The sequence below is a fragment of the Shinella pollutisoli genome, from assembly GCF_024609765.1.
GTDB lineage: Bacteria > Pseudomonadota > Alphaproteobacteria > Rhizobiales > Rhizobiaceae > Shinella > Shinella pollutisoli.
Genome location: NZ_JANFDG010000017.1, coordinates 76,472 through 89,201, shown reverse-complemented (window position 1 = coordinate 89,201; position 12,730 = coordinate 76,472). Strand labels below are relative to the sequence as shown.

Annotated in this window: 12 protein-coding genes; 5 read left to right on the top strand and 7 right to left on the bottom strand. The window is 68.1% G+C overall.

Annotation, left to right across the window (positions count from 1 at the left end; genetic code table 11):
• Positions 1 to 2: 2 nt before the first annotated feature.
• The gene (gcvA, locus tag NNZ72_RS15105) at positions 3 to 1,019 is read right to left on the bottom strand and encodes a transcriptional regulator GcvA (RefSeq protein ID WP_257316185.1); all 1,017 of its coding nucleotides are present in this window, start codon (positions 1,017 to 1,019) and stop codon (positions 3 to 5) included.
• Between the two features lie 289 nt (positions 1,020 to 1,308).
• On the opposite strand from gcvA, the gene NNZ72_RS15100 reads away from it, so the two are divergent.
• From NNZ72_RS15100 to NNZ72_RS15080, 5 genes are all read left to right on the top strand, one after another.
• Positions 1,309 to 2,397: an ABC transporter substrate-binding protein gene (locus NNZ72_RS15100; protein WP_306766323.1), complete on the top strand. Its 1,089-nt coding sequence runs from the start codon at positions 1,309 to 1,311 to the stop codon at positions 2,395 to 2,397.
• 159 nt (positions 2,398 to 2,556) lie between these two features.
• The gene (locus tag NNZ72_RS15095) at positions 2,557 to 3,594 is read left to right on the top strand and encodes an ABC transporter ATP-binding protein (RefSeq protein ID WP_257316184.1); all 1,038 of its coding nucleotides are present in this window, start codon (positions 2,557 to 2,559) and stop codon (positions 3,592 to 3,594) included.
• Positions 3,591 to 4,445 (top strand): ABC transporter permease, encoded by an 855-nt coding sequence (locus tag NNZ72_RS15090; protein WP_257316183.1) that lies wholly within the window; start codon positions 3,591 to 3,593, stop codon positions 4,443 to 4,445. The genes NNZ72_RS15095 and NNZ72_RS15090 overlap by 4 nt, the downstream gene beginning before the upstream one ends.
• Entirely contained in the window at positions 4,442 to 5,239 is a 798-nt protein-coding gene (locus NNZ72_RS15085; RefSeq protein WP_257316182.1) for an ABC transporter permease, read from the top strand. Before NNZ72_RS15090 ends, NNZ72_RS15085 begins: the two co-directional genes overlap by 4 nt.
• Before the next feature lie 4 nt (positions 5,240 to 5,243).
• Positions 5,244 to 6,023 carry a carbon-nitrogen hydrolase family protein gene (locus tag NNZ72_RS15080; RefSeq protein WP_257316181.1) on the top strand — a complete coding sequence of 260 codons (780 nt, stop codon included), beginning with the start codon at positions 5,244 to 5,246 and terminating at the stop codon, positions 6,021 to 6,023.
• Here the strand turns inward: NNZ72_RS15080 and NNZ72_RS15075 are convergent.
• The 6 genes from NNZ72_RS15075 to NNZ72_RS15050 all read right to left on the bottom strand — a co-directional run bounded on the left by NNZ72_RS15075 (position 6,020) and on the right by NNZ72_RS15050 (position 12,729).
• Complete coding sequence (locus NNZ72_RS15075; protein ID WP_257316180.1) at positions 6,020 to 6,910, bottom strand: DMT family transporter; 891 nt, start codon at positions 6,908 to 6,910, stop codon at positions 6,020 to 6,022. The genes NNZ72_RS15080 and NNZ72_RS15075 overlap by 4 nt on opposite strands.
• 66 nt (positions 6,911 to 6,976) lie before the next feature.
• Positions 6,977 to 8,647 (bottom strand): amidohydrolase, encoded by a 1,671-nt coding sequence (locus NNZ72_RS15070; protein ID WP_257316179.1) that lies wholly within the window; start codon positions 8,645 to 8,647, stop codon positions 6,977 to 6,979.
• A gap of 21 nt (positions 8,648 to 8,668) precedes the next feature.
• Positions 8,669 to 9,850, bottom strand: a complete 1,182-nt coding sequence (locus NNZ72_RS15065) for a serine hydrolase domain-containing protein (RefSeq protein ID WP_306766322.1) — start codon at positions 9,848 to 9,850, stop codon at positions 8,669 to 8,671.
• A gap of 78 nt (positions 9,851 to 9,928) precedes the next feature.
• A complete protein-coding gene (locus NNZ72_RS15060) occupies positions 9,929 to 10,969 on the bottom strand; it encodes an ABC transporter substrate-binding protein (RefSeq protein ID WP_257316177.1) in 1,041 nt (346 codons plus the stop codon).
• 37 nt (positions 10,970 to 11,006) lie between these two features.
• Complete coding sequence (locus NNZ72_RS15055; RefSeq protein ID WP_257316176.1) at positions 11,007 to 11,810, bottom strand: ABC transporter permease; 804 nt, start codon at positions 11,808 to 11,810, stop codon at positions 11,007 to 11,009.
• Positions 11,803 to 12,729 carry an ABC transporter permease gene (locus NNZ72_RS15050; protein ID WP_257316175.1) on the bottom strand — a complete coding sequence of 309 codons (927 nt, stop codon included), beginning with the start codon at positions 12,727 to 12,729 and terminating at the stop codon, positions 11,803 to 11,805. The genes NNZ72_RS15055 and NNZ72_RS15050 overlap by 8 nt, the downstream gene beginning before the upstream one ends.
• Position 12,730: the final 1 nt, after the last annotated feature.

Below are 12,730 nucleotides of genomic sequence, written 5' to 3'. Positions count from 1 at the left end.
GGTCAGGTTCGGGCCTTGCGCCGGGAAAGCGCCGCGGGACGGCGCGCCGCCGGCGCGGAAACGGGCTGGAAGGTCTCCTGCGCCCGGCCGCGGCCGCGCAGGAGCAGGCGCGCGGAGGCCTGCGGCTCCGGCAGGCGGTCGGCCTCGAGCGAGGCGAAGAGCCAGTCGATGAAGACCTTGACGATCGGCGCGCGGCGCAGCGCCTGCCGGCAGGCGACGTAGAAGGCGACATTGGCCGGCACCGTCAGGTCGAAGGGCACGGCGAGCTCGCCGCGGGCAATCAGGTTGCCGGCCGTGATCGTGTCGCCGAGCGCCACGCCCTGGCCGTGCAGCGCCGCCTCGGTCGAAAGCCGCGCGTCGCTCATGAAGTGCTGGCGGCCGCGCGGCATGTGCACCGCGTCGGCGGCGGCGAGCCAGGTGTTCCACTCGCGCCCGTCGTCGCCGTGGATCAGCGTGTGGTCGGCAAGGTCGCGGATCGTCCGCAGCGGCCGGTTGTTGAGGAGCGTCGGGCTGATGACGGGAAAGAGCCTCAGGTGCGACCAGAGCCGCTTCCAGCAGTCCGGCCAGTTGCCGTCGCCGTAGAGCACGCAGACGTCGACGTCCGGCGAGCGCAGGTTGGCCGCGTCGTTGGAGGCGATGAAGGTGACGCTGACGCCCGGATACTGCTCGGTGAAGCGGTTGAGCCGCGGCACGATCCAGAAGGAGAGCAGGCCCGCCACGCAGGCGACGGTCAGCTCGCCGCTCGCCTCCGGCCGCTTCATCAGCGCGGTGGCGGCGGCGATCTCGCCGAAGGCGGAGGTGACGGCGGGAAGCAGCAGCGCGCCCTGCGCCGTCAGCTTCAGCCGCTTGCCGCCGCGCTCGAAGAGGGCGGCCCCCAGCGCCTCCTCCAGCGCCTTGATCTGGTGGCTGACGGCGCCGTGCGTGACGTTCAGCTCGCGCGCGGCGGCCGAGACCGAGCCCTGGCGGGCGGTCGCCTCGAAGGCGCGGAGCGGATTGAGCGGGGGCAGCCGCGAAGCCATGGCAGAGCAATCGGTTGTGAGTTTTTCTCACGGCGATCCGTATAACATCGTCAATTGATTTTCCAGTCCGTTTGCGGCGATACTGGCGCCAACAAGGGCTGAAGCCCCAGGGAACGAGAATGGGAGCGGAGGAGCGGACCCCGAGGTCCCGGCGCCGGAGCCGCGCGCCTCCAAAATCCTGGACTTCGTGGAGATCGGCCCTTCCTTGGCGGCAAGCGCCTGGGATAAACTGTCTGCAACGGGAACGAACCGGACCGGCCAAGACCGGCCGGCCAACAGGAGAAAGACGATGCGTGATATCCTCGGGACCAATGTCAGCCGCCGCGCGGTGCTCGGCGCGGGCGTGGCGGGCGCCTCGCTCATCGCCATGCCGGCGGTGCTGCGCGCGCAGGAGAAGTCGCTGAAGATCGGCGCCTATGGCGGCTACTTCAAGGACTCCTTCGACAAGAACATCTTCCCGGAATTCACCAAGGCGACGGGGATCGCTGTCGAATCGATCGCCGAGCCGACGGGCGAGGCCTGGCTCGTGCAGCTGGAGCAGGCGGCCAAGGCCGGCCAGGCGCCCGCCGACGTCTCGATGATCTCGCAGGTCTCGCTGCTGAAGGGCCAGTCGACCGATCTCTGGGCGCCGCTCGACCTCGCCAAGATCCCGAACGCGTCGAACCTGATCGACCATTTCGTCAACAAGTATCCCGACGGCCGCATCGCCGGCATCGGCGCGGTGGCCTGGTACATCACGCTCGTCACCAACACCGACGTCTATCCGGAAGCCCCGACCTCCTGGGCCGCGCTGTGGGATCCGGCGAACGCCGACAAGCTCGGCCTGCTCGCGCTCGTCTCCAACTCCTTCCTCTTGGAAGTGACGGCGAAGACCTTCTTCGGCGGCACCAACGCGCTCGACACCGAGGAAGGCCAGCTCAAGGCCTTCGAGAAGCTCGCCGAGGTCAAGCCGAACGTCCGGCTCTGGTATCGCGACGAGGCGCAGTTCGAGCAGTCGCTGAAGTCGGGCGAGATCCCGATGGGCCAGTATTACCACGACGTCACCGGCCTTGCCGCCGCCGACGGCAACCCGGTCCGCTCCACCTTCCCGAAGGAAGGCGGCATCATGGACGCCGGCAGCTGGGCGGTCACGCGTGCCTCGACCAAGCTCGAAGAGGCCCATGTCTTCATCGACTACATGAGCCAGCCGGCGATCCAGGCCGTGCTGTCGCGCAAGGTCGGCACCGCGCCGACGGTCAAGCGCGATCTGCTCGACCTGACGGCCGAGGAATTCGCCGCCGTCTCCTCGGACATCGAGCCGATCATCCCGCGCTACGACCTCTACCAGACCAAGTCCGACTGGCTGAACCAGAAGTGGACGGAAATGATCGCGGGCTGACGGATCGCCGAAGCCGGTATTATACTGTGTCCCCGCCGCCGCGTGCCCGCAAGGATGCGCGGCGGCACGGGTTTAGGGGCAATTCCGGGAAAGAGCGGGAACCGGTCTTCCCGCGAAGGAATTGCGCAAGAGCGGAAGCAGCGCCAAGCGGGAGATTCGATGTCCGGGCTGACCTTGGAAAATGTGACGAAGCAGTTCGGCTCGTTCACGGCCGTCAACAATGTGCGGCTGACGGTGCCGCACGGCACCTTCGTCTGCCTGCTCGGTCCGTCCGGCTGCGGCAAGACCACGCTGATGCGCATGATCGCTGGCCTCGACCTGCCGACCAGCGGCGCGATCCGCCTCGACGGCGCGGACATCACCCATGTGCCCACCCACAAGCGCGACCTCGGCATGGTGTTCCAGTCGCTGGCGCTCTTCCCCCATCTGACGGTCGGCGAGAACATCGCCTATTCGCTGCGCATCCGCGGCGCCGGCAGGGAGGAGCAGAAGAAGCGCGTCGACGAGCTCCTGGCGATGATCCACCTGCCGGGCTATGCCGACCGGCCGGTGGCAAAACTCTCCGGCGGCCAGCGCCAGCGCGTCGCCATCGCCCGCGCGCTCGCCATCTCGCCGAAACTCTTCCTGCTCGACGAGCCGCTCTCCGCGCTCGACGCCAAGCTGCGCGAGGCGATGCAGGTAGAGCTCCGGCAGCTGCAGCAGCGCCTCGGCATCACCACCATCGTCGTCACCCACGACCAGCGCGAGGCGATGACCATGGCCGACACGGTGGTCGTCATGAACGGCGGCGAGATCCGCCAGGCCGCGCCGCCGGTCGAGATCTACCGCCGCCCCGCCGACACATTCGTCGCCGACTTCATCGGCTCGACCAACCTCCTCGACTTCACGGCGGACGCGTCCGGCACCGCCGCGGTGCTCGGCACGCCGGTCCCGGGCCTCGCCGTGCCGGCGGGGCTCACCTCCGGCACGATCTCCGTCCGCCCGGAAGAAGTGCGCCTGACCGCGCCGGGCGAAGGCGCAATCCCCGCCACGGTCGTCTTCGTGCGCGATCTCGGCGGCACGGTGGAAACCTTCGTCGAGGCCGCCGGCCGGCAGATCGTCGCCGTCTCCATGCCGCATGCGCGCCCCGACATGGCGGTCGGCGAGAATGTCGGCGTGCGGCTCGCCCCGGATGCCTGCGTGGTGCTGAAGTCATGAGACGCGAACCGCCGCAGAAATTCTCGGACTACGGCCCGCTCCTCTTTCCGGCGGGCATGCTCATCGTCTTCTTCGTCGTGCCCTTCACGACGATGATCGCCGTCTCCTTCTTCCGGCGCAATCCGGCCGGCTTCTACTCGCCCGACTTCGTCTTCGACAACTACGCCCGCTTCCTCAGCCTGTTCTTCGGCAAGGTGCTCGGCTTCTCGCTGGGGCTGGCGGTCGCGGTCGCCGTCTGCTGCGTCGTGCTGGCGCTGCCCTTCACCTACCTGCTCGCCCGTTCGAAGCGGCGCACGCAGGTGTTCTGGCTGGTGGCGCTGCTCTCCGTGCTGTCGCTCTCCGAGGTCATCATCGGCTTCGCCTGGTCGACGCTGTTCTCCCGCACCGCCGGCATCACCAATCTCCTCGTCACCCTCGGCCTGATGCAGGAGGCCGTGGCGCTCAACCCGAGCTTCGGCGCGGTGCTGACCGCCATGGTCTACCAGGCGCTGCCCTACACGGTGCTGGTGCTCTATCCGGCGCTGGTGCGGCTCGACCCGACGCTGACGGAGGCCGCGCGCACGCTCGGCGCCTCGCCGCTCAAGGCCTTCTTCACCGTCGTCGTGCCGGCGCTCCGAAACACCATCATCGCCACGCTGATCATGGTCTTCATCTTCGCGCTCGGCTCCTACCTCCTGCCGCAGATCCTCGGCCGGCCGCAGCACTGGACGCTCTCCGTGCTCATCACCGACCAGGCGATCTACCAGTCGAACATGCCGTTCGCCGCCGCCATGGCCGTCTTCCTCGTGCTCGTCACGCTCGGCCTCGTCGCGCTCACGGTCTATGCCGGACGCAAGGGAGAAGCCGCATGAACACCGCCCTGCAACGGCTCTATTTCGCGCTCTTCGGCCTGTTCCTCTCGCTGCCGCTCATCGTCGTGGCGGGGGTCTCGGTCAACGAGAAGCAGAACCTCGCCTTCCCGCCGCAGGGCTTCTCGCTCTCCTGGTACGGCGAGATCTTCGCCAATCCGGAATGGCGCAGCGCCCTCGTCGCCTCGGTCGTGCTCGCCGCGCTGTCGGCGGCGCTGGCGGTCGTCATCGCGCTGCCGCTCGCCTGGTTCCTGTGGCGGCGCGAGGCGCGCTGGGCGAACATCTTCCAGCTCCTCGGCATCGCCCCCTTCACGCTGCCGCCGGTCATCACCGCGCTCGGGCTGCTCACCTTCTGGGCGACGACCGGCTTCTACGGCCAGCCGGCGACCGCCGTCGTCAGCCACGCGATCTTCTTCGTGACGCTACCCCTGGTGACGCTGTCGCTCGGCTTCTCCGCAATCGACCGCTCGCTGGTCGAGGCGGCGGCGACCATGGGGGCCGACGACCGCACGGTCTTCCGCACCGTCGTCCTGCCGCTGATCCTGCCCTACCTCGTCTCCGGCTACGCCTTCGCCTTCGTGCTCTCGCTCAACGAGTATATCGTCGCCTACATGACCGTCGGCTTCACGATGGAGACGCTGCCGATCAAGATCTTCAACGCGCTGCGCTACGGCTACACGCCGACGATGGCCTCGGTGACGATCCTCTTCGTCGCCATCGCGGCGATCGTCTTCAGCCTCGTCGCCCGCTTCGGTGACCTGCCGAAGCTGCTCGGCGCCATGTCCACACGGGATTGAGACCATGCGCATAGCCGCCCTCCAGATGCGCGCGATCCCCGGCGACAGCGAGGCGAACCTCGCCCGCATCGCCGCGGCCGCCGCGGACGCCGCCGCCGGCGGCGCGAAGCTCCTGATCGCCCCGGAACTCGCCGTCACCGGCTACGGGGCGGGCGAGGCCTTCGCGCAGATCGGCTCGCCGGCCTCCGGCGTGGTCGCCGAACGGCTCGGCGCCATCGCCCGCGAGAACGGGCTCGCCATCGTCGCGGGCTTCGCCGAGACGGACGGCGGCGAGCGCTACAACAGCGCGCTCTTCACCGACGGCATCGGCACGAACGCGGTCTACCGCAAGTCCCACCTCTACGGCGACTACGAGCGGCACTGGTTCCGCCCCGAGGCACCCGGCTCCATCATGGTCGAGCTCGGAGGGATCCGCCTCGGCATGCTGATCTGCTACGACGTGGAATTCCCGGAAAACGTCCGCCGGCTGGCGCTCGCCGGCGCCGATCTCGTGGTGGTGCCGACGGCGCTGCCGAAGGGCACCTCCGGCACCTTCATCGCCAATCACATGATCGCGGTGCGCGCCTTCGAGAACCAGGTCTTCGTCGCCTATGTCAACCATTGCGGCGCCGACGACCACTTCACCTATGCCGGCCTCTCGCGCATCGCCGCCCCGGACGGCCGGCTGCTGGCCGAAGCCCCCGCCGAGGGCGAGACCCTGCTCTTCGCCGAGATCCGGCCGGAGGACTTCGCCCGCTCGAAGGCGGAGAACACCTATCTCTACGACCTCGCGCGGCAGATCTAGCCGAGGCTGATCAGGGCGGTTCCGGCGACGGCGAGCGCGGCGCCGAGCCAGGCGGGCGCCGGCGGGACGATACCCGTGCGCACCCAGACCATCGGCAGGATCAGCACCGGCGTCATCGATGAGAGCGTCGAGACGATGCCGACATTGCCGTGGGCGAGCGCGGCCATCAGCAGCGACATGCCGAGGCCGACGCCGAGGAAGGCCGAGCCGCCGACGAAGACGTAGGAACGCGGCTCGACGCGGGCGGCGGGGCGGAACACGGGGAGCGGCACGAGGAGAAGCAGGAAGAAGAACAGCGCGGCCAAGCCCGAGCGCACCGCCATCGCCGTGAACGGCTCCACGCCCGCCGCCATGGCCGGGCGAGCGGCGAGGCTGCCGAGCGCCTGCCCGAGCGCGGTCACCACGCCGAGCGCGATGCCGGGCCAGGCCGCGCGCTGCGGGGCGCCGCTGCGCCGCGGCCCCTTCGCCGGACGGCGGCCGATGGCGAGCAGGATGCCGGCGAGCACGAGGGCGATGCCGCCGCCCTGCCGCATGGTGATCGTCTCGCCGAGGAAGAGGTAGCCGAGCAGCACGGCGAAGGGCGAGGTGAGCGAGAAGAGCAGCGCCATCGTGCGTGGCCCGGCGATGTAGATCGTCGCGAAATAGGTGGTGCTGGCGAGGATGATGCCGAAGAGGCTCGACGCGGCGAGGAAGCCGAGATGCCACGGCTCGACGCTGCGCCAGCCGCCGACCGCGAGCGAGGCGGCGGCGGTCATGGCGAAGGCCGCGAGCATCTGCAGGCGGGCGAGGTCGAAGAGCGGCAGGCGGCCCTGCAGCTCGCTGACGAGCATGCCGCTCATCGCGATGCAGACGGCGGCGCTGAGCGCGAGGATTTCGGCGAGATACATGGGAACCGGCCCCGGGAAGAACGACCGGCCTATCGCACGGAAAGCCGGCCGCCGGAAGGGCCTCCGTCAGGCCTGGAAGGTGATGCGCCCGTCGCAGATCGTCGTGACCGGGCGGATCGAGGCGAGGTTCTCGTAGGCGACCGCCTCGACATTGCCGGAGAGCACGACGATGTCGGCTAGATAGCCCGCCTTCAGCACGCCCTTGCGATCCTCCATGAACTCCACCCAGGCGCCGGCCCGGGTATAGGCGGCGAGCGTCTCGGCGAGCGAAAGCCGCTCGTCCTTGAGTCCCTCCTTCCAGATGCTGCGCGTCATCGCGCACTGGATGCAGTTCATCGGATCGAGCGGCGAGACTGGCCAGTCGGTGGAGAAGACGATCTTCGCGCCCGCCTCGACCAGCGTGCGCCAGACGAAGGCACGGGACCAGCGCGCCTCGCCGATATAGGAGAGATAGGGCTCGAGCGGCAGGTCGCCGATGCCCGGCGGATGGACCGGCTGCATCGAGGCGACGACGCCGAGCGCCTTGAAGCGCGGGATGTCGGCGGGCTGGATCACCTCGATATGCTCGACGCGGTGGCGGCTGTCGCGCGTGCCGTTCGCCCTGATCGCCGCCTCGTAGCCGTTCAGCACCATGTTGACCGCCCCGTCGCCGATGGCATGCACCGCGACCTGCAGGCCGAGCCGGTCGGCGGCGGTCGCGATATCGTCGAAATGCGCCTGCGAAAACAGCGGCTCGCCCTTCCAGCCCGGCCGGTGGCAATAGTCGTCGACGAAGACGGCGGTGCCGGATTCGGTGACGCCGTCCATGAACAGCTTGACGAAATCCGAACGCAGCCGGTCGGTGTCGAAGCGCGCGCGCCAGGCGACGGCCTTTTCCGTCAGGTCGGAGAGCGGCATGAAATTCTTCATGTGGAAGGGCATGCGCACGCGCACCGGCAGGCCGACCGTGCGCTCGATCTCCTCGAGCATCTCCAGCTGGTAGAGGTTGCCGTCCATGTTCTGCAGCGAGGTGATGCCGAGCGAGGCGCAATAGGCGAGGCCCTTCTTCAAGACCTCGATGTCGCCCGCGCGCGCCTGCGGCGTGACGTTTTCCGGCTCGCCGCCGGTGGTGATGCCGAGCATGCCGCGCCCGCCGGTCTCGCCGAAGGCGGTGACCGGCCCCATGGCGTCGCTCTCGCGCAGCTCGCCGTCGGCAAGCCCGTCCTCGCCCATGACGATCTCGTTGCCGACGCCGACGTCGCCGCCTTCGAGGATGCCCGCCATCCTCAGCGCGGCGGTGTTCGCCCAGCCGGTGTGGTGGTCGTAGGCGCCGACGAAGAGCGGCCGGTCGGGCAGGATGCGGTCGAGATGGTGACGCGTCAGCCGCTCGGTGTCGGACAGGATTGTGTATTCGGCCTGCTGGGCGACGAGCAGGCGGCGGTCGGGATATTCGGCCGCATAGGCCCTGATCGCCTTCTCCAGCGCATCGAAGCCCTTGACGCCGGCAAGCGAGAGCTCGTCGAGCTCGGCGGAGCCGGCGAAGATGTGCATGTGGGCCTCGTTGAAGCCCGGCAGCACCGTGCCGCCGCCCGCGTCGATCACGTGGGTATCCGGGCCGGAATAGACGTCGACCTCGGCCTCCGAGCCCACCGCCAGGATGCGGTTTGCGGAAATTGCCACCGCCTCGGCGCGCGGGTTGGCGTCGTCCATCGTCAGCACGCGCGCATTGCGGATGATGTATGTCGCTTCGGTCTGCATGGCTGTTCCCGATGGTTCGCGTCACGCCGGCCGGCGGCAGAGCGCGCGGAAGAAGGCGAAGATGTCCTGGTTCTCCTCGTCGCCGAGCGGGTCGGGCTGGGAGGAGAGCTTGACGATCACGGTCTCGGTGCTGGGGTCGACATAGAGCCACTGGCCATGGATGCCGATCGCGCAGAAGGTGCCGTCCGCCTCGCCGGACTGGTACCACTGGCTGCGGTAGCGGCCGTTCGGCAGGTCGACGTTGCGGCCCTCCTGCCAGGCCTGGCGGTCGCCGTTCTCGCGCATGTCGGCGATCCAGCCGGCCGGCACGATCCGCCGGCCGTCCTTCACGCCGTCGTTGCGCAGCAACTCGCCGAGGCGGGCGAGGTCGCGGGCGCGCACGCACACGCCGCCCGCCGTGCGGGGCGTGCCGATCGCATCGACCGTGACGCAGCCGTCGCCCTTCGCGCCCATCGGCTTCCAGATGCGCTCGGAGAAGAGATCGGAGAAGCGCGCGCCCGTGACGCGCTCGACGACGACGCCGAGGAGGTCGGCATTCGGCGAGGCGTAGTAGAAGGGGCCGCCATGCGGGTGCCCGGCCTTGCGAAGGGTGAGCAGGAAATCGGCGAGCGTCTCGGCGGGAAGGCCGGGCTCCGGCGGGTTCCACAGCATGGCGCGGCGGTAGCGGGCGAAGTCGCTCAGCGGATCGAGATAGGCCTCCTCGAAATCGAGGCTGACGCGCATGTCGAGCACGTCGCGCCAGGCGCAGTCGCCGTAGACGCTGCCCTTCGCCTCCGGCAGGTAGTCCGTCACCGGCCGGTCGGGATCGATGAGGCCTTCGGCTTCCAGCAGGCCGGAAAGGAGCGCGACCATCGACTTCGAGATGGAGAAGACGAGATGCGGGGCGTTCGGATCGCAGTGCGGGGCGTAATGTTCCGCGACGATCTCGCCGCCGCGCATCAGTACGAAGGCGTCGGTATGGGCGTAATCGAGGAAGGCGCGGGCCGTCGACGCGCCGTCGAGCCCGGTCTCCATCGGCGCGTCGAGGAAGGCGTCGGAGGCGATCGGCACCTCCGCGGCCGGCGCCTGCGCGGCGATCGGGGCCGTCGGCACGAGATCGCGCACGTTCTGGAAGCTCCAGCGGCTGTAGGGGGCGGTGCGCCAGTTGGCGAGCGTCACGTCGGCGCGGGCGAAGCCGTGCGCCTCCTTGAAGGTCTTGATCATCGTCATGTCAACCGGAGCGCGGGAAGGCGCGAAGCCTCCCCGCGTCCGGCACTCCTTTCGATATGCGGGCCGGGCCGCTTACTTCTGCAGTTCGGTCCAGATCCTGGTGTAGAGTTCCTGGACCGGCGGCTCGCAGCTTTCGAGGAACTCGCCCGCCGACTGGAATTCGGCCGGGACGGTCAGCTCGGGCGCCGTCTGCATTTCCGGCGGCATGAACTTCTCCGAGCCCTTGATGCCGTTGGCATATTTCGCGAAGGCGGAGATCAGGGCCGCATTTTCCGGATCCATGATGAAGTTCATGAACAGCTTGGCGTTCTCGGCGTTCTTCGCGTCCTTGAGGATCGCGACGCTGTCCATGAAGAAGGGGAAGCCCTCCTTCGGATAGCCGAACTTGATGTCCGGGTTCTTCTCGCGCGAGCGCATGATGGCGCCGTTCCAGTAGTAGACGGCCGCGTAGTCGCCGGCGGGCAGCTTCTCGGTCACGCTGTAGTCCATGGCGAGCCATTTCGACTTCGCTTCCACGAGCTTGTCGCGGACCTTGCGCAGGACCTCCTTGTCCTCAGTGCACCAGTCGCCGCCGAAATACTTGATCGTGGCGAAGAGGACGTCGTTCATTTCCGGCGCCACGTTGATCTTGCCGACGAGCTCCTCGGGCGGATCGAGGAAGATCGCCGAGGTGTTGATGTCGCCGTTGTAGACCGAGGTATTGATGCCGATGCCGGTCAGGCCCCACTGCCACGGAACGGTATAGTGGCGGCCCGGATCCCACGGCACGTCGACCCAGCGCTCGTCGACATTCTTGAAGTTCTCCATCTGGTCCGGCCGCGCCTCCTCCAGCAGGCCCTCCTTGACCCAGATCTGCACGTAGTTCGCCGACGGCACGACGATGTCGAAGCCGTGGCCGCCGGCGCGGACCTTGGCGAGCGCCGTGTCGTTCGAATCGTAGTCGGTGACCGTCACCTTGACGTCGAACTGCTGCTCGAACTTCTTGATCAGCTCCGGGTTCGTGTAGTCGCCCCAGTTGTAGATGTTGAGCTGGCCCGCCGCCGAGGCGGCGCCCGCGCCGGCCAGAATCGCAATCGCCGCTGCCGCGGTCGTCGTCATCCATGTCGCTTTCATTCTCTGTTCCTCTCTGTCGCTTGTTGTCGAGATGATGTCACGTTTTCCGCCTGTTGACGAAGAAGAAGACCACGACGAGAACCGTCGAAAGCGCAAGGAAGACCGTGGCGATGGCGTTGATCTCGGGTGTGGTCTCGCGCCGGATCTGGCCCAGCATGTAGGTCGGCAGGGTATCCTGCCCGCCGGACTTGACGAATTCCGTGATGACGACGTCGTCGAGCGAGATGACGAAGGCCAGCATGAAGCCGGCGATGATCCCCGGGCGCAGGAGCGGCAGGGTCACGTGGCGGAAGGTCATCCAGCGGGTGGCGTAGAGGTCCGCCGCCGCCCGCTCCAGCGTCAGGTCCATGCTCTCCAGCCGGGCGCGGATGGGCAGGTAGGCGAAGGGGATGCAGAAGGCGGTGTGGGCCATGACCAGGTAGCCGAGGCCCGAATAGCCGGTCCACACCTTGATGCGCGAGAAGACGATGAGCAGCGCCACGGCCGTGACGATCTCCGGCACCATGAGCGGCTGGTTGATGAGCGCATATTTGAAGGTCAGGCCGCGGTAGGGCGCCGTGCGCGTCGTCGCAAGCGCCGCCATGGTCGCGGCGAAGGTCGCGAGGAAGGCGGCCCACAGCGCGATGACCAGCGAGCGGACGGCCGCGTCCTGGACGGCCGAATTGTGCCAGGCGGCGACGAACCAGCGCGTCGAAAGACCGTCCCAGCGCGAGAGCGATTCCGACCCGTTGAAGGAATAGACGACGAGGGCGGCGATCGGCAGATAGAGCGCGAAGAACGTGAACAGGGTGATCAGCCCGAAGCCGGGCTGGGCGCGGACGTCGAAATGCGATCTAAACATGGCCCGCTCCCCCGCGCGAGGCGTTGCGGACGTAGACGATCAGCGCGACCATCACCAGGGCCATCAGCGTGATCGACATCGCCGCGCCGAGCGGCCAGTTGCGGCCCGCGCCGAACTGCAGCTCGATCAGGTTGCCGAGCATCATGTTCTTGCCGCCGCCCAGCACGCGCGGGATGACGTAGGCACCGAGCGACGGGATGAAGACGAGGATCGAGCCCGCGATGATGCCGGGCCTGACCAGCGGGATGACGATCCGCCGCAGGACCTGGAAGCGGGTGGCGTAGAGGTCGTATCCCGCCTCCACCAGCCGGAAGTCGAGCTTCTCGATCGAGGCGTAGAGCGGCAGCACCATCAGCGGCAGGTAGACATAGGTCATGCCGAGCAGGTTGGCCGTGTCGGTGTACATGATCTGCAGCGGCCTCTCGATCACGCCGAGCCAGATCAGCGCGTTGTTCAGGAGGCCCTCGTTGCGGATGACCTGCTGCATCGCGAAGGTGCGGATCAGGAGGTTGGTCCAGAAGGGGATGGTGACGAGGAAGACCCAGATCTCCCGGGTGTGCGGCGGGCGGGTGGCGATGAAATAGGCCGTCGGGAAGCCGAGGATCAGGGTCAGCACGGTGGTCAGGAAGGAGAGCTGGATCGAGCGCCAGATGATCGACAGGTGCGCGTCCGCCAGGCCCAGCGTGTCATCGAAGATGTCGCGCTGGAAGAAGACCGAGACCCAGCCCTCCAGCGAGAATTCCCCCGGCCTGACGTCGCCGTAGTCGCCCTTCACCATGAAGGAATAGAGCAGCATGACGAAAAGCGGCCCGACCGCCGCGAGGAAGACGATGACGAGCGCCGGCGCGCTGAGCAGCCAGCGGTCGCGGATGTCCTTCCTCTCCCGCTCCCTGCCGATCCGCTCCACCTCGCTCGCCATG

Excerpts from the sequence above, each read along its gene's own strand:
- NNZ72_RS15050 (WP_257316175.1), bottom strand. The coding sequence starts at position 12,729 with ATGGCGAGCGAGGTGGAGCGGATCGGCAGGGAGCGGGAGAGGAAGGAC.
- NNZ72_RS15095 (WP_257316184.1), top strand. The coding sequence starts at position 2,557 with ATGTCCGGGCTGACCTTGGAAAATGTGACGAAGCAGTTCGGCTCGTTC.
- NNZ72_RS15085 (WP_257316182.1), top strand. The coding sequence starts at position 4,442 with ATGAACACCGCCCTGCAACGGCTCTATTTCGCGCTCTTCGGCCTGTTC.
- NNZ72_RS15065 (WP_306766322.1), bottom strand. The coding sequence starts at position 9,850 with ATGATCAAGACCTTCAAGGAGGCGCACGGCTTCGCCCGCGCCGACGTG.
- NNZ72_RS15060 (WP_257316177.1), bottom strand. The coding sequence starts at position 10,969 with ATGAAAGCGACATGGATGACGACGACCGCGGCAGCGGCGATTGCGATT.
- NNZ72_RS15055 (WP_257316176.1), bottom strand. The coding sequence starts at position 11,810 with ATGTTTAGATCGCATTTCGACGTCCGCGCCCAGCCCGGCTTCGGGCTG.
- NNZ72_RS15075 (WP_257316180.1), bottom strand. The coding sequence starts at position 6,910 with ATGTATCTCGCCGAAATCCTCGCGCTCAGCGCCGCCGTCTGCATCGCG.
- gcvA (WP_257316185.1), bottom strand. The coding sequence starts at position 1,019 with ATGGCTTCGCGGCTGCCCCCGCTCAATCCGCTCCGCGCCTTCGAGGCG.
- NNZ72_RS15080 (WP_257316181.1), top strand. The coding sequence starts at position 5,244 with ATGCGCATAGCCGCCCTCCAGATGCGCGCGATCCCCGGCGACAGCGAG.
- NNZ72_RS15090 (WP_257316183.1), top strand. The coding sequence starts at position 3,591 with ATGAGACGCGAACCGCCGCAGAAATTCTCGGACTACGGCCCGCTCCTC.
- NNZ72_RS15070 (WP_257316179.1), bottom strand. The coding sequence starts at position 8,647 with ATGCAGACCGAAGCGACATACATCATCCGCAATGCGCGCGTGCTGACG.
- NNZ72_RS15100 (WP_306766323.1), top strand. The coding sequence starts at position 1,309 with ATGCGTGATATCCTCGGGACCAATGTCAGCCGCCGCGCGGTGCTCGGC.